The organism is Amycolatopsis sp. NPDC051716 (assembly GCF_040681595.1).
Classification (GTDB): domain Bacteria; phylum Actinomycetota; class Actinomycetes; order Mycobacteriales; family Pseudonocardiaceae; genus Amycolatopsis.
The window spans coordinates 105731-121438 of record NZ_JBFAZA010000003.1 but is presented as its reverse complement, the minus strand read 5'-3'; the positions used below and the strand labels follow the sequence as shown (position 1 = coordinate 121438).

General features: G+C 73.6%; 13 protein-coding genes. 6 read left to right on the top strand and 7 right to left on the bottom strand.

The window, feature by feature from the left end; translation table 11 throughout:
- Positions 1–8: 8 nt before the first annotated feature.
- The 3 genes from AB0M30_RS04775 to AB0M30_RS04765 all read right to left on the bottom strand — a co-directional run bounded on the left by AB0M30_RS04775 (position 9) and on the right by AB0M30_RS04765 (position 2529).
- Positions 9–773 carry an ATP-binding protein gene (locus AB0M30_RS04775; protein ID WP_364579864.1) on the bottom strand — a complete coding sequence of 255 codons (765 nt, stop codon included), beginning with the start codon at positions 771–773 and terminating at the stop codon, positions 9–11.
- Positions 770–1798 (bottom strand): chemotaxis protein CheB, encoded by a 1029-nt coding sequence (locus AB0M30_RS04770; protein WP_364579862.1) that lies wholly within the window; start codon positions 1796–1798, stop codon positions 770–772. Before AB0M30_RS04770 ends, AB0M30_RS04775 begins: the two co-directional genes overlap by 4 nt.
- 95 nt (positions 1799–1893) lie before the next feature.
- The gene (locus tag AB0M30_RS04765; RefSeq protein WP_364579859.1) at positions 1894–2529 is read right to left on the bottom strand and encodes a chemotaxis protein CheB; all 636 of its coding nucleotides are present in this window, start codon (positions 2527–2529) and stop codon (positions 1894–1896) included.
- A gap of 123 nt (positions 2530–2652) precedes the next feature.
- On the opposite strand from AB0M30_RS04765, the gene AB0M30_RS04760 reads away from it, so the two are divergent.
- Positions 2653–3045, top strand: coding sequence for a hypothetical protein (locus AB0M30_RS04760; RefSeq protein ID WP_103339408.1), 393 nt, complete (start codon positions 2653–2655; stop codon positions 3043–3045).
- A 43-nt stretch (positions 3046–3088) separates the two neighbouring features.
- Here the strand turns inward: AB0M30_RS04760 and AB0M30_RS04755 are convergent, their stop codons facing one another.
- A complete protein-coding gene (locus AB0M30_RS04755) occupies positions 3089–3493 on the bottom strand; it encodes a ChaB family protein (protein ID WP_364579856.1) in 405 nt (134 codons plus the stop codon).
- Between the two features lie 451 nt (positions 3494–3944).
- On the opposite strand from AB0M30_RS04755, the gene AB0M30_RS04750 reads away from it, so the two are divergent.
- Both AB0M30_RS04750 and AB0M30_RS04745 read left to right on the top strand, forming a co-directional pair.
- Positions 3945–5927, top strand: coding sequence for an amino acid transporter (locus AB0M30_RS04750; protein WP_364579853.1), 1983 nt, complete (start codon positions 3945–3947; stop codon positions 5925–5927).
- Between the two features lie 1003 nt (positions 5928–6930).
- Positions 6931–8967: a glycosyl hydrolase family 65 protein gene (locus AB0M30_RS04745; protein ID WP_364579850.1), complete on the top strand. Its 2037-nt coding sequence runs from the start codon at positions 6931–6933 to the stop codon at positions 8965–8967.
- Here the strand turns inward: AB0M30_RS04745 and AB0M30_RS04740 are convergent.
- A complete protein-coding gene (locus AB0M30_RS04740) occupies positions 8964–9755 on the bottom strand; it encodes an FkbM family methyltransferase (protein ID WP_364580489.1) in 792 nt (263 codons plus the stop codon). The genes AB0M30_RS04745 and AB0M30_RS04740 overlap by 4 nt on opposite strands.
- Positions 9756–9885: 130 nt before the next feature.
- The gene (locus AB0M30_RS04735; RefSeq protein ID WP_364579847.1) at positions 9886–10347 is read right to left on the bottom strand and encodes a hypothetical protein; all 462 of its coding nucleotides are present in this window, start codon (positions 10345–10347) and stop codon (positions 9886–9888) included.
- Between the two features lie 119 nt (positions 10348–10466).
- On the opposite strand from AB0M30_RS04735, the gene AB0M30_RS04730 reads away from it, so the two are divergent.
- From AB0M30_RS04730 to AB0M30_RS04720, 3 genes are read left to right on the top strand one after another with little or no spacing between them, the layout of a single operon-like run.
- Positions 10467–11459 (top strand): SDR family oxidoreductase, encoded by a 993-nt coding sequence (locus AB0M30_RS04730; RefSeq protein WP_364579844.1) that lies wholly within the window; start codon positions 10467–10469, stop codon positions 11457–11459.
- Positions 11460–11495: 36 nt separating this feature from the next.
- The gene (locus tag AB0M30_RS04725) at positions 11496–12110 is read left to right on the top strand and encodes a DUF2231 domain-containing protein (RefSeq protein ID WP_364579842.1); all 615 of its coding nucleotides are present in this window, start codon (positions 11496–11498) and stop codon (positions 12108–12110) included.
- Positions 12111–12154: 44 nt separating this feature from the next.
- The gene (locus tag AB0M30_RS04720; RefSeq protein ID WP_158264138.1) at positions 12155–12319 is read left to right on the top strand and encodes a hypothetical protein; all 165 of its coding nucleotides are present in this window, start codon (positions 12155–12157) and stop codon (positions 12317–12319) included.
- On the opposite strand, the gene AB0M30_RS04715 is transcribed toward AB0M30_RS04720, so the two are convergent.
- Complete coding sequence (locus AB0M30_RS04715; protein WP_364580486.1) at positions 12274–15669, bottom strand: TM0106 family RecB-like putative nuclease; 3396 nt, start codon at positions 15667–15669, stop codon at positions 12274–12276. The two genes, AB0M30_RS04720 and AB0M30_RS04715, sit on opposite strands and share 46 nt — an antisense overlap.
- Between the last annotated feature and the right edge of the window lie 39 nt (positions 15670–15708).

Sequence of the window (15708 nt, the reverse complement as noted above, 5' to 3'; positions counted from 1 at the left end):
CCGACACGCTACTCGGAGGAACGGTGACCGACCGTGCGGGGACGGTGCACGAGAACGGCCCAGACGACCTTCCCGCCCGCCCACGACCGGCTGCAGCCCCACACCCGGGCGATCTGCGCGACCAGCTTCAGCCCCAGGCCGGGCGCGAACGGGGACAGCCGTTCGAGCAGCATGGCCGGGCGCGTGTCCTGGTCGGCCACGGCCACCGTGCACACGCCACGACGCAGGTCCAGCCGCAGCCGTGGCTCGGAAGTGGTGTGCTTCAGCACGTTCTCGACCAGCTCGGTGGCGACGTAGCGGGCGTCTTCGGCGAGCTCGGGCACCTCCCACTCGGCCAGCTTGCCGGTGACGAAGTCCCGGGCGCGAGCCGATGCTCCGTCGAAGCGCGCGAAGGTGCGTTCGGCCCGCCGGCGCACCGGCTGGTCCAGTGCCGCGGTCGCCGCCGCCAGGTCGGCGCGGATCAGGACGTAGCGGTCGACCACGTGACGGCCCAGCAGCACCTGGTGCACGGGCGCGGCGGCCACGATCGTGAACGGGATCCCCGGCCAGTCGCCGATCCGCATGGCGACCAGGGAGAAGACGCTCACCAGGGACGAGTCGTCGATCACCAGCCCGCTGATGTCGGCCACCAGGCCGTCCGGGGCATCCGTCGCGATCTTGAGCAAGCCGTCACGCAGGGAGGGGTACGAAACGAGGTTCAGGTCGCCGGTGACCGTGACGACGGTCGCCCGGTCAAGGCGGGCAATGGCGAGGTGAACCTGGGCGGTGTTCATCCCGACGCCGGGTCGGCCGCGGCCCCGCGGTTCGCGTCGAGCAGGAACCGCCGGAGTGTCTCGGCGGCGTCAGTGGCTTCCCGGGCGGAGGCGGCGTAACGCTCCGCCAGCCCCCGCGGCTTCGTGGTGCCGGTCTGCGCGGCCAGCTTCCGGACGAGTGCGGCCTTTTCGTCCAGCGCGCGCAACGCCTTCATCAGCGCGAGCTGGAACTCCCCGCTGTGGGCCTCGAGCAGGGCCGGAGCCGACCAGGCGTGCCCGATCCGGCACCGGTAGCGGCCCGCGGGGTCGACTTCGGTGAGCGAACCCTGGCAGTCCGGGCAGGTGTAACCCGACCCGGCGCTCCGTTCGGCGGCCGTGAGCGCGCCGAGCCGCACCGCCTCACGGGCGATCCGGTCCTCCAGCAGCAGGGCGGCCGACGGCGACGGCACTTCGACGGGCTCGACCGGCAGCCGGACCAGCTTGTCGAGCACGGCGCCGATCTCGACGGCCCGCACGACATGGTCGGTCTCCACGACGGCCAGGGCGTTTTCCGGCATGCCGCTGTACAGCGCGTCGGCCGGGTCCTGGACCACGGCCAGGCCGCCCCGGTCCACGATCGCCCGCAGCCCGGCGGCACCGTCGTCCAGTGCGCCCGAAAGGATGACGCCGATGACTCGCGGCCCGCGGGTCAGCGCGGCCGACCGGAAGGTCGCGTTGACCGCCGGCCGGTGCCCGTTCTCCGTCGGGCCCTGCGTCAGGACCAGCGTTCCGTCTTCGGTGAGGAGGTGGCGGTCCGGAGGGGCGACCTGCACCGTCCCCGGCTCGATGGCCGCACCGTGGCAGGCGGTCGTGGCCGGCAACGGGCCCACGCGATCGAGGATCCGGGCCAGCGCGCTGTGGGTTCCGGCGCCCAGGTGCATGGTGATCACGACCGCGGCCGGGAAGTCGGCGGGCAGCCCGGAGACCATCGCCCGCAGGGCTTCGACCCCACCGGCCGAGGCACCGACGACCACGAGGTCACGCCGGAAAGGCGGCACGACGTCCACCTCCTCACCTTCGGCTCAACGGTAGCCGAGGCCGTCTGCCACGGCGAGTAGCCCCCGTCGCACGGTGTTAAACTCCGCCCGGCCGCCGGAGGGCCTCAGGTGTACCGGGCGACGTGGTCCAAGATGGCCGCGCCGATCCCGGACAGCGGGAGCACGGCGTGGACGAGCCCCGTGCCGATCGCGGCGCCCGGCATGCCGAAGTGCGCGGACGTCCCCTCGTCCTGGGCGAACACCGTGCCTCCGCAGTGCGCGATCGCCCGGATCCCGGTCTGGGCGTCGGTCCCCTTGCCGGTCAGGACGACCGCCAGCGCCCGGGGCCCGCAGGTGACGGCGAGCGTGGCCAGCAGCAGATCCGCCGACGGCCTCGCCGGCGGCAGATCACCGGTGTCCAGCAACCCGATCCGGGCGTCCGACGTGACCAGCAGGTGCCGCCCTGCCGGGACGACCAGCGCGGCCCCTGCGGCGAGCTTGTCCCCGTCCGCGGCCTCGCCGACCCGCAGCGCGGTGCGTGCGGCGAGGATCGCGGTGAGGTGGCTCGTCCGGGCCGGGTCCAGGTGCTGCGCGACGAGCACCGCCGCGGGGAAGTCCGCGGGCAGCGGGGCGAGCACCCGGGTGAGCGCCTCGAGGCCGCCGGCCGACGTGACCAGGGCGACGACGGGGAACCGCAGCGGGAAATCCGGCGTCACCGGCTCCCCTGGCCGCCGGTCGCGCACTTCTCGGCGGGCGCGCATGAACGGCATCCTGTCACCGATCCGGCCGGGTCACCAGCCGGGTGGAGCGTCCTCGGTGCCGGCCCCGGGGCGGACGTGAGATGCTCGACCGCGCAGGCAGGCCTAAGGCGGGAGGCGCAACGGGTGACCACCTGGATCGACGTGATCAACTTTGTCCGGACGCGGTACGAGGTCCTCGAGGAATCGGAGGGCTGGCTGCGGTTCCGGCTGGAGGGCCCGCGGGAGCGGTCCCAGCAGGTGACGGTGCACCACCTCGCCGAGCTCGACGGCGGCTCGTGGATCGAGATCTCCTCCCCGGTGGGCTGGGCCGACAAGATCGACCTCCGGCGGCTGCTCGAGCTGGCCGGCGGCTCGGCCGTCGGCGGCGCGGCGGTGGTGGACGGCGTCGCGCTGCTCAAGCACACGGTGCCTCTGGAGGACCTGAGCATCCAGGAGGAGTTCGAGCGCCCGCTCAAGGCGGTCGTCGCCCGCGCGGACGCCTTCGAGCACGAACTCACCGACGCCGACGAGTTCTGACCGGCCGGACCATCCAGGCCGTCGACCGTCCACACCGGACGGGTCAACCGGACCGCCGGGCCCGGTCGGTCCGGCGCCGGTTCTCCTTCTCCAGCGCGGTGACGAGCTCCTCTTTGGACATTCGCGACCGCCCGGGGATGCCGAGCTGCTTGGCGCGCTCGTAGAGGTGCTGCCGGCTCGCGGTGGCGTTGACGCCGCCGCGGGTCGGCTTTTCGGGCTGCCCGGTTCTCCCGGCGGCTTGCTCGTCCGACGGGCCCGGTTCGGGCTTGGGTTCCCAGTGGTCGCCGACCTTCTCGAAGGTGTGCTTCAGGGCCGAGTAGGCGGTCTGCTGCGCCCGCCGGCCGGGGCCATAGGTGGTCAGCGCGGAGTCGTGCGCGGCGACCCACGTGTCCTGGGCCTTGCGCGGCGACCGCAGCAGGGTGCTGGGCAAGTCTTCGCGTCCGGGCATGTCGCCCCGGTTACCCGGGGCCACAGGTGGTGAAACGGGCGGCGTGGAGCCGGCCGGTCGGCTCCGCGCCGCGTGCGCCGCGCATGGCACGGCAGCACCGCAGGCCTGAAGGGTCGGCTCGCGTACCTGGACGGACGACCCGCGTACCCAGAGGGTCGGCCCGCGTACCCGAACGGACGACTCGCGCACCTGGACGGACGACTCGCGTGCTTGGGGGGTCGACACGCGTGACTGGAGAGTCGACTCGCGTGACTGGAGGGACGACTCGCGTACCTGGAGGGTCGGGTTGCGTATCCGGAGGGTCGGCCGGAGGGGTGGGGCGCGGCAGCGGGCGGCCGGCGGGGTCCGAAGAGGACTGGAGCGGGTGGGTGGAACCTCCTGTGCGGCCGCACTCCGGGGTCGGGCATGCTGATGACCGGTGTTTTCCGGGGCAGAGGGGACGAGAGGCAATATGGGTGCTTCACCCGATTTGACCATTCCGGCGAGCGTCGACAGCCCGGCGCCGCCGCAGGCGCCCTCCTCGCGTGTGGCGCGGTGGCTGCTGGAGCACCGGGTCGCGCCCGTCGGGCGCGCCGGCGGCGAGGACCACGGCACGCCGCAGGCCTGGTGGAAGGTCATGTGCCTCACCGGCGTCGACTACTTCTCCACCCTCTCCTACCTGCCCGGCATCGCCGCGCTCGCCGCCGGGGCGCTCTCGCCGCTGGCGACCCTGCTGATCGTCGCGCTGACGCTGCTCGGGATGCTGCCGATGTACCGCCGGGTGGCCCGGGAAAGCCCGCACGGCCAGGGCTCGGTCGCGATGCTGGAGAACCTGCTGCCGTTCTGGCGCGGCAAGCTGTTCGTCCTCACCCTGCTCGGGTTCGTCGCCACGTCGTGGATCATCACGATCACGTTGTCCTCGGCGGACGCCACCGTGCACATGCTGGAGAACCCGTACCTGCCGGGCTTCCTGCACGGCCACGCGGTGCTGATCACCGTCGTGCTGCTGCTGATCCTCGGTGGGGTGTTCCTGCTCGGCTTCAGCGAGGCGGTCGGGGTCGCCATCCCGCTCGTCGCCGTCTTCCTGGTGCTCAACGCCGTGGTGACGGTCGCCGGGGTGATCGACCTGCTCGGCGATTCCGCCGCTCTCTCCCGCTGGACCGACGCGCTGACCGCGGGCGGTGGCGGGTTCACCGGCGTGATCGGCCCGGCCGTCCTCGCGTTCCCGCTGCTGGTGCTGGGCCTCTCCGGGTTCGAGACGGGCGTCAGCATGATGCCGCTGGTCGCCGCCGAGGGGAAGACCGCCGAGGAGAAGCTGGAGTCCCGGATCCGCAACACGCGGAAGCTGCTGACCGCGGCCGCGCTCATCATGTCGGTGTTCCTGATCGCGACCAGCTTCGTCACCACGGTGCTGATCCCCGCGGACGCGTTCAAGGACGGCGGCGAGGCCAACGGCCGCGCCATGGCCTACCTCGCCCACCGTGAACTCGGGGAGATCTTCGGGACCGCCTACGACCTCAGCAGCGTGCTGATCCTGTGGTTCGCCGGTGCATCCGCGATGGCCGGGCTGATCAACATCGTCCCGCGGTACCTGCCGTCCTACGGCATGGCGCCGGAGTGGGGCCGCGCGGTCCGGCCGGTCGTCATCGTCTACACGGTGATCAGCATCCTCATCACGATCGCGTTCGGCGCGGACGTCAACGCCCAGGCCGGCGCCTACGCGACCGGCATCCTGGCGATGATGGTCTCCGGCGCGGTCGCGGTCAGCATCTCGGCGATCCGGCGGCGTCAGCGCGGCGCGGCCGTGGGCTTCGTCGTCCTGACGCTCGTCCTGCTGTACGCGCTCGTCGAGAACGTCATCGAAAAGCCCGACGGGATCGCCATTTCGGCCCTGTTCATCCTCGGGATCATCGTCGTCTCGCTGGTGTCCCGGGTTTCGCGGACGACGGAGCTGCGCGCCGACCGCATCGAGTTCGACGACGAGGCCCGCCGGTTCATCGCCGATTCCCTGGCCCACGACGGCGGCCTGAACATCGTCGCCAACAAGCGGCAGGGCGGCGACGAGGCCGAGTACTCCGAGAAGGAAGCCGAACAGCGCGGGATGAACCCGGTGCCCGGCGCCGCCGACATCCTGTTCCTCGAGATCGACGTCGTGGACCCGTCGGAGTTCAGCAACGTGCTCCAGGTGCGCGGCGTGGAGATCGCCGGCTACCGGATCCTCCGCGCGAACAGCCCCGCGGCGCCCAACGCGATCGCCACGATCCTGCTCACCTTGCGCGACGTGACGGGTGTCCGGCCCCGCTGCTACTTCGAGTGGTCCGAGGGCAACCCGCTCGGGCACCTGTTCCGCTACCTGCTCCTGGGTCGCGGCGACACGGCACCGGTCGTCCGGGAGATCATCCGCAGCAGCGAGAAGGACCCGGCCCGACGCCCGGGCATCCACGTCGGCGGCTGAGGGAGAGGCCGGACTCCGCGCAGGCGGGTGTGCCCGGAGGACGACTGCCTCGGTGCGGAGCGAATCGGCGGATTCCGCGAAGGCCGCAGGCAGGTGGCGGTGCACCTGCCTGCGGCACACCTGGTTCGGCCCGTCGGAGCACGGATTCCTGCCGCCCTCCGCGGCCGGTCCGCGGCCGGTGCGAGGCTCACCGCCCGGCAGGCAACGGGGCTTTGACTGTTCCGCGGACAGCCAGGCCTTCAGCGCATGGCGGGCAGCCGAGTCCTTAACGCACGGCGGGTAACCAGGCCTTCACCGCACGGCGGGCAACCGGGCCTTCACCGTTCCGCGGGCAGCCGGACCTTCACCGCCCGGCGGGCAACCGGGCCTTCACCGCCCAGCGGGCAACCGGACCTTCAGCGCCCCAAGAGCAAGCGGACCTTCAGCGTCCCGCGGGCGGCGGACCCGCCCGCCGGACCGGGGCACGAGCCGGGCCGCGGCCGTCCTGGGGGCGGGGTGCGCGAGCCGGCGCCCTGGCCGGTGCTCGTGCGGGTCCGCGGGGCGGCGGCGGAGCCGCCGGGCGGGCCGGACGGGACGGCCGGTCCGACTGGGGAACCGGCCGGGGCCGGTTGACCCAGGAGTCGAACAAGAGGATCAAGCCCGCGAACACGGCGAAGCCGATGCCGAGCGCGATGTGGACCAGTGCGCCGAGAATCCCGGCGACGAGCAGGACCGGCAACACCGCCAACAGGCAAAACGGGTCGATCCGGCCGAATTTCGGGCGTCGGGCCTCGTCACGGGGACTCACCGTGCGGTCTCCGGGTTCCTGCGCGCCATTCCAGCAGTATGCAACGGCGGTGTCCGGCCCTGCCACCTGGATGGCGCAAGACCCCGTTTTCGCCGGTCACCGGCGGTCACGACGCCGGACGCCTCGTGGTGGACAGAAACGGACAGGATCCGGGCGCATCCGGAGAGAGACCACCGTTCCCGTGGTGCAATGGCCGGCGCCGAAAGGGGTACGCGCATGAGGAACGGCTTCCCGCAGCGGATCGGTTACGCGGTTCTCGCCCTGGTCACCGTGTGCGGCAGCCTCGCCGGTGCCACCCCGGCGACGGCGAGCGCGGCACCGCCGTCGCTCGAATTCGCCAACCCGGACAGTCAAGCCCTGTTCGGCAGCGCCTACGCCGCCGCGCTGCAGAACCTGTTGCACACCAACACGATCGGCTACGACGCGCGCTACGACCGGAGCGGCCTGCTGGATCCGGCGACCGGCATCGTCCGCGCGGGCGGCGGCTACGCCCAGCCGTGGACGCGCGACGCGTCGATCAACAGCTGGAACGCCACCAGCCTGCTCGACCCGGCCCTGGCGGAGAACACGCTGTGGGCGGTGGTCGACAAGGACGCCGGCGGCGCCCTGCGCGTGCAGCAGGACGACCAGCAGTGGGACCAGGTGGTCTGGGTCACGTCCGCCTGGCACCACTACCTCGTCACCGGCGACCGGGAGTTCCTCCAGAACGCCTACCGCACGGCGACGACCACCCTGACGATCCGCGAACACGCCACCACGGCCGGCTTCAACGCGACCTACGGCCTGTTCACCGGCGCCTCCTTCTTCAACGACGGCATCGCCGGCTACCCCGCGCCGCCGGCCGACGCGACCGAGTCGGTCAGCACCGGGAGCATGCCGTGGCCCGGGGTGGCGAGCGGGATGTACCTCAGCACGAACGAGCTCTACTACGCCGCCTACGTCAACGCCGCGAACATGGCCGGGAAGCTGGGGCGCCCGGCCGCGGAGGTCGCCGGGTACCGGGACAAGGCCGCCGCGCTGCGGGCCGCGATCAACCAGCGCTTCTGGAACCCCGCCACCGGCCGGTACGACTACCAGCTCCTCGCCGACGGCTCCCGCGGCGACTTCCAGGAAGGCACCGGGCTGGCGTTCGCGCTGATCTTCGGCGTCGCGAACCCGGCGCAGGCGCGGTCGATCGTCGAGCACGCCCGGGAGCTGCCCTGGGGCATGCCCGACACCTTCCCGAACTGGGCGCGCTACAGCGACGCGCAACCCGGTCGCCACAACGCCATCGTCTGGCCGCTCGTGCTGGGTCTGTGGGCGAAAGCGCTGGCCGGGCAGGGCGAGCAGAACGCGTTCGCCGCGGAAACCGCGCGCCTGGCCAAGCTGGCCGGCAACAACAGCGGCTTCTGGGAGATCCACAACGGGACCACCGGGGTCGTCGACGGCGGCTGGCAGCGGCTGGGCGACACCGTGAAGTTCCACTGGGGTTCCGAACCCGACCAGACGTGGTCGGCCACCGCGTTCCTCGACATGGTCCACACCGGCCTGTTCGGGCTGACGTTCACCGACCGCGGGCTGTCGTTCGCGCCCCACCTCCCGGCGGGCTGGGGTGACGTCACGCTCCGGCACCTGCGCTACCGCGGCGCGAACCTCACCATCGCCCTGCACGGCGCGGGTGCCGCGATCCGGTCGTTCCAGGTCGACGGGCGGGCCGCCACGGCCACGATCCCGGACACGCTCACCGGCGACCACACGATCGACATCACCCTCACCGGGGCGCCCGCCGGCGACCGGGACGGCGACGGCGTGGCCGACGCCCAGGACCGCTGCGCGGACACCGCGGGCACCGCCGCCCTGAGCGGCTGCCCCGACCCGGCGCACCTCGAGGCCGAGGACGCCCGCAACACCGGCGGCGTGAAGACGAACGTGAACCACACGGGCTATTCGGGCCGCGCGTTCCTCGACGGCCTCTGGGCGCAGGGCGCGTCGTCGTCCTTCACCGTGCACCGCACCACGACGGCGCCGGAACGCGCCGCGATCACCGTGCGGTACGCCAACGCCGACAACGACACCCGGACGATGACCCTGTCGGTGGACGGGCAGCCGGTGCGCCAGGTCGGCTTCCCGAAGGTCTCCGACAGCTGGGACGCCTGGGGCACCACGACCTTCGCCGACGTCCCGCTCACCGGCCGGGACCCGGTGGTGAGCCTCTCCTACGCGCCGGGCGACACCGGCGCGATCAACCTCGACTGGCTCGAATACCGCCGTTAGCGGACCGCGAACACCATCCCGATGTCGGCGGCCTCCTGGACCGGGTCCTGCACGGCCTCGACCGTGAAGCCGCGCGCGGCGAAGACCTCGCGCACGGTGTCGCGGTGGCGCCGCCACCCTTCGACCTCGACGACGGCCTGCCGGACCAGCGGCCAGTGCCGGTCTTCGAGCCCGCGCAGCACGTCGAGCTCGGCGCCTTCGACGTCGACCTTCAGCAGGTCGACGCGCTCGATGCCCTGCTCGTCGAGCACCGCCGACAACGGCCGGACCCGGACCCGGTGGGTTTCGAGCTCCCGCATCACCTTCAGCTTGCGCCCGACGACCCCCCGCAGGATCGGCGCGGGCACCCGGCGGAGCCCGGCGCCCAGCCCGCCCCGGCGGATCATCTCGACGACGCTGGCCGTGACCCGCCGCCGCTCGTCCTCGACGTTCGCGGCGTCGCGCCACGACGACGAGAAGATGGTCGCCGCCGGGAAGTAGCTGAAGTCGAGCTCTTCCTCGGCGGCCGCCAGCCCGTAGGGCAACGCGGTCAGCCGGCCGCCGAAGAAGTCGCGGCCGTTGCGCTCCAGCGTCGCGTGCAGCGGCGGGAGCGGCTCGAACGCGTAGATCCGCACGTCGCCGTCCAGCCGCTCGTACACGGCCGCGGAGAAGACGCCGACGTTGGCGCCGACGTCGAGCACGGTCGCCCCGGGGGCGAGTTCGACGCCGTGGGTGAAGTAGGCGCCGACCTCCTCGCGCAGGAAGGACACCTCCCACGGGTTGATGCTGTGCAGGTCGATCGTGTCCATGGTCACGCGCAGAGTGTTATCAGGATCGGGCGGCGCGGGGCACCCCCGTTCGGCGGCTGGTCCGAACCTGCCGCTCCGCGACGGCGAGGGTACGAGGTCTCGGCCGGCACGGCGGCGATGCCGACCAGGCTCAGCGTTCTTCTTCGACGTGCAAGGCCGCCTGCTCCGGGCCGGCGGCCACGGCCGGACCCGCGTCCACGGCCACCTCGTCCGCCTCCCGGTCGAGCGGCGGGCCGTCGCCCTCGACCGGTTCCAGCTGGATCGGCTGCTCCGGCTTCGCGCCCGTGTCCGGGTCCTCCGGCGCGCCCGCGCCGGGGTCGATGCCGGAATGGATCTCGGCCGCCGGGTCCGGGATCTCCTCGCGGATGCGGTCGCCCAGTCCGCGCGGGTGGGCCTGCTCCCACGGGGTCATCCCGTACTTCGTCACGCCCGACCAGTGTTCCGGGGGATCCATGCCCTCCTCGAGCGGGTCGGCGCGGATCCGGTCCTCGTCGAGGTCCTCGGCGCTGTTCAGGGCGGCCGGGTCCGTCTCGACGGCGTCGGGCGCGCCGGTGTCCTGCGGCGGGTCGTAGCTCTGGTCGGGTTCGGTCATGTTCCCCGGGCTTCCCGCTGACGCGACGGCGAAACACCACCCGGCGGCGGCCCTCCCGCGTTTGTCCGCCGGCCGCGGCGGTATCCCGGTGCTTCCAACCCCGAACACGAGGAGGCGTCATGCCCCGACCGGTGGCCGACCAGGTGGCCGTGCTCATGGGCGCGTCGAGCGGGATCGGCCGCGCCACGGCACTCGCCTTCGCCGCCCGGGGAGCCCGGGTCGTGTGCGCCGGGCGCACCGCGCGGGCGCTCGGCACGCTGGTCGAGGAGATCGCGAGCGCGGGCGGGACGGCCGTGGCCGTGCCCACCGACATCGCCGATCCGGACGCCGTGCGCGCGCTCGTGAGCACCGCCGAGGCGAAGTTCGGGCGGATCGACACCTGGGTGAACCTCGCCGGTGTTTCGGTGTTCGGCCGCGTCGAAGACATCACCGACGAAGAGTTCGAGCGTGTCCTGCGGGTGAACTTCCTGGGCCACGTCCACGGCGTGCGGGCGGTGCTGCCCGCTTTGCGCCGCGCGGGCGGCGGGTCCGTGATCGGTGTGGCCTCGGTCGAGGGCGTGCGGGCGGTGCCGCTGCACGCGCCCTACACCGCCAGCAAGTTCGCGCTGCGCGGCTTCTACGACTGCCTCCGCATCGAGCTCGCCCAGGAGGGCGCGCCGATCGCCGTCACCACCGTTCTCCCCGGCGCCATCGACACCCCGTTCTTCGAACACGCGCGCAGCAAGCTCGGCGCGCTGCCGAAGCCACCGCCGCCGGTGTACGCGCCCGAGACGGTCGCCGACACCATCGTGTTCGCCTCGACGCACCCCCGCCGCGAAATCCCCGTCGGCGGCGCCGCGGCCGGGTTCTTCCTCGGGCAGCGGCTCTCCCCCGCGTTGACCGACGCCCTGCTTTCGCTGCGCCGGGTCGGTTCGCGCAGCTTCCGCAACACCTTGCCGGACAACGGAACCGACAACGTCGACTCCGCTGTGGACGAACCGGGCCAGGTCCACGGCAGCCACCCCGGCAAGGTGCTCCGGGGCAGCGCGTTCACCCGGCTGGCCGCCGCGCTCCCCCGGCCGGGCGATCTGCTCACCGCGGCGGTGTCCCGGCGGCACCGCGCAACCGGCTGAGGGTTGACCGGCGTGCGGCGGGGTAGCCACAGCGGTATGGATCCCTCGCGCGACGGTCACGCCCGGTCGAAGCCCGCGCGGGCGCACCGGGTGCTGCGGCGAGCCGAGGACGCCCAGGTGCTCGACGCGCCGGCCACCGCGCTCAAGCGGTGGGTGGCCGGCTTCGCCGAAGGCGGCGTGGCGCGGCGGCTGCGCGGCCAGGGGCTTGGTCACCCGCTGCACCCGCTCGCGGTGACGGTTCCCCTCGGCGCCTGGCTGTGCTCGGCGGTGTTCGACGTGCTCCCGGACGGCCGGGACGCGGCGCGCCGCCTGATCGCGATCGGCCTGCTGGCCGCCCCGGCGGCGATGCTGCCGGGCCTGGCCGACTATTCGGGCCTGGACGTGCGGCAACGCCGGGTCGGCCTGGTGCACGCGGCCGCCAACGCCGCGGCGACGGCGCTGTTCGGCGCGTCCTACCGGGCCCGCCGCGGTGGTCACGACGGGCGGCTCCTCAGCGCGCTGGGGCTGGCCGTGACGAGCGTGGGTGGCGCGCTCGGCGGGCACCTGGCCTACGCCCAAGGCGCCGGGGTGTTCCGCTGGGAGCCCCTGGACGACCTGGCCCCCGCCGAACTCGCGGGCGACGACCCGGCCGCACCCCGCAACCCCGCCTGAGGGCACCGGGCTTCGATCACCGCCCGCCGGGGTAACCGCCTGCCATGAGCGAATCCGAGAACCGCCCCCTGACGCCCGACGCGCCGGCCCCGCCCGGCACCCCCGAACTCGATCTCGACGTGGAAATCCCCGAAGCCGACCGGCGGCGGAAGCAGCCCGGCTCTCAGGACGTCGACGAAGACGCCGGCGAAATCGAACCACCCAGCTGACCGGCCGGCCACGGCCGCGCCGCCGTCATCAGGCCGATCATGCCCGCGACCAGGCGCAGCTGGTCCACCGTCCGGATGTCCGCCTCGACGAGCCGGGGTGAACACACCAGGACGGCCAGCGCCTGCGCCCGCGACAACGCCACGTTCAACCGGTTGCGCGACAACAGGAAGTCGAGGCCGCGCGGCAGGTCGACCGCCGCCGACGACGTCATCGTCGCGATCACCACCGGTGCCTCCTGGCCCTGGAAGCGGTCGACCGTGCCCACCCGGACCCCCGGGAACCCGGCCTCCTCCAGCGCCCGGGTCACGGTCCGGGCCTGGAGGTTGTAGGGCGCGACGACGAGGATGTCGTGGTCGCCCAGTGGCCGGGCCGGGCCGTGGTCGGTCCACATGCGACCGTGCACTTCGGACACGAGCCGCACCACCTCGGCGGCTTCCGCCACCGAGCGGGTCGTGTTGCCCTGGTGTTCCACCTCGGCCAGGTACAGCCCCGCCGCGACGCCGGCCAAGGCGCGGTCCGCGGCCGAGGGGTGGGCGTGCAGCCGGCCGGCGTAGGACAGGTTCGACACCGGCTCGCAGACGGCCGGGTGCATGCGCCGCGTCTCGTCGAGGAAGTACCCGAGCGACGGCGGCATGATGTCGGCGTCCCCGATCAGGTGACCCAGCGCCGAGGCCTCGGCGCCCGCCGGGTGCGTGCCCTGCACCACCTGGGGCAGCTGCTGCGGATCACCGAGCAGCAGGACGTTCTTCGCGCACATCGACACCGCGAGCGCGTCGGCGAGGGCGAACTGGCCGGCCTCGTCGATGATCAGCAGGTCGAAGGGCTCCTCGCGGACCGCGGCGTTGGCGAACGTCCACGCCGTCCCACCGACCAGGTGCCCGGTGTCGTGCTCTTCGCGCCACTTCACCAGCGCCGGGTTGCTCTTCGGCTGGTCCCAGGGCGCCGCCGGGTCCGGTGTCTTCTTCGCGCGCTTGGCGCACGGCAGCTCCGGCGCGCTCTTTTTGGCCGCGCTCAACACGTTCTCCACGGCCTTGTGACTGGTCGAGGTGACCGCGACGGTCCGCCCCGCCCGCACGAGCCGGGCGATGAGCCGGCCGGCGAGGTAGGTCTTGCCCGCCCCCGGCGGCCCCTGGACGGCGAGCGCCGAGCCGTCGAGCGCGTCGACCGCCTCGATCACCGTGGTCACCAGGTCCTCCCCCGGCTCGGGCAGCGCCGCGCCGCCGCGCAGCCGCGGCGGAGTGCGCCGGAGCAGGTCGACGCCGGGGTGCCGCGGCAGCTCCGGGAGCGTGTCGACGACCAGCCGCGCGAGGTCGGCGACCGCCTCGTCCTTGGGTGACGGCCGCACCGGGCTGCCCGGCAGCACCGCGCTCGGCCGGTCGTTCGTGGTCGCGTCCGGCGGGCTGCTCTCCTCCAGCGTCAGCTCGACGGCGGACGCGGCGACGACCTTCGCGTCGCGGGCGGTGTCGCCGTAGCGCAGCCGCACGTCGTCGCCGGGGGCGAACGGGTGCGGCCGGTCGGGGTCGCACGCGAGCAGCAGCGTCCGCTTCGCGGTGCGCGCCCGCCCGGCCGGGGGCACCCACTCCCCCGCTTCCAGCGAGACCGGCACGGCGCAGGCGGTGTCCACCTCGAGGTCGCCGAGCGGGGCGGCGAGCTGGCGGAAGTACTCCCACCACGCCGGGTTCGTCTCACGGCGGTGGTAGCCGACGGACGCCGCCAGCAGGGCGCGGGCCCGCTCGTCGGCGGTGAACCGGCCCGGGTCGTCCGGCAGCCCGTCGAGCAGGGGGTCGACCAGCGCGGCCAGCTGGGCGGCCCGTTCGGCGCGCCGCTCGGCGGCGACGTCCTCCTCGGCCGCGCGCAGCAGCGCGTCTTCGGCGGATTCCTCGGCCGGCTCCGGGACGTCGATGCCCGCCTCGGCACGGACCCGGTGCAGGAACTCGAACAGCCGCTGCGCGGAGACGCAGTCGTCCTCGGTGTTCTCGCCGATGCGGCACAGGACCTCCTCGGCGCGTTGCGGCTCGCCGGACTGCGCCAGCGCCAGGTACTCCTCGTACGCCTCGACGTCGGACACGGCGGTCTTCCCGCGGACGCCGGGCTGGTAGAGCGGCTCGAGGTGGCGGATCGAGTACGACCGCTGCGACACCCGCAGCGCCTTGCGCACGACCGCGTGCAGGTCGACCACCGCGCCGCTGCGCAGCAGGTGGTCGACGGTCTCCTCGCGGGTGCCGTGCACCGCCGCGAGCCGCTTGATCGCGGTGACCTCGTACGGCGCGTAGTGGTAGACGTGCGAGCCCGGGTGTTCGGCGACGCGCGCCGCGGCGAAGTCGACGAATTCCTCGAACGCCCGCCGTTCCTGCGCGCGGCTGTGCGCCCAGAACGGCGTGAACTCCCGGTCGCCGACCGCGCCGAACAGGTACTCGAGGCCCTCGCCGGCGAGGGCGTGCGGGTCGCCGGCCAGGTCGACGAACACGTCGCCCGGGGCGGGGGCCGGCAGGGCGGCCAGCTCGTCGGGGTCGACGACCTCGTAGGCGACCTCGCCGGAGGTGTCCTGCCGGACCTGCAGCGCGGCCTGGGCGCGCAGGGTCGCGAACGCCGTCGCGGACAGGTCCCGCGGCCGGTCGGCCGGGCCGGCCGCGGCCAGTGCGTCGATCGACCCGAGCCCGGCGGCGACCAGCTTGCGGCGCTGGTCGCCGCGCATCCCGGCCACGAGCGAGAGGTCCCGGTCGGCTTCCCTGGCCGACGCGCAGTGCCGGGCGAAGCCGCAGCCGGCGCAGGCCGGGCGTTCGTCGGCCCACAGCGGCACCGGCAGCCGCGGCGGGCGGCCGGCCAGCCGCGTCCGCAGCCGGTCCACCAGCGGCCGGAAGTCCTCGACGCGCAGCGTCCGGGTGCCGCCGCCGGTCAGCCGGAGGTGCAGGTGCGGCCCGGCGGGCCAGCCGGCTCGGGTGATCGCGTCGGCGCAGGCCGTCAGCCGGACCACCGCGGCCGGCGTCGCCTGCCGGACCGGCGTCGCGTCGTAGACCTCGTAGCGGCCTTCGCCGTCCTGGACGAGGAAGTCCGCCTGCGCCGAGAACTCGCCGTCGAGGAAGACGGCCCGGTGGAGCACCGGGACCCCGGACCGCAACGCCTCCTCCGTCGCCTTCGCGGCGAGCGCGGTGTCCTGGACGTCGATCTCGGCGACCTCGCGCCCGCCGGCGCGGAATCCGGCGAGCATCGCCGTCGTGTGCCCGCGCCGCGGGTCCGGTTCGGCGGGCGCGGGCCGCGGCGCTCCCGGCAGGTCCGCGGCCAGCGCCTGGAGGAGGACGCTGCGGTGCTCACAATCGAGCAGGTCGGCGAGATCGGCTGGGGTGAGCATCGCCGCGAAGTCTGACACGGCCGATCATCGGGGCCGGAG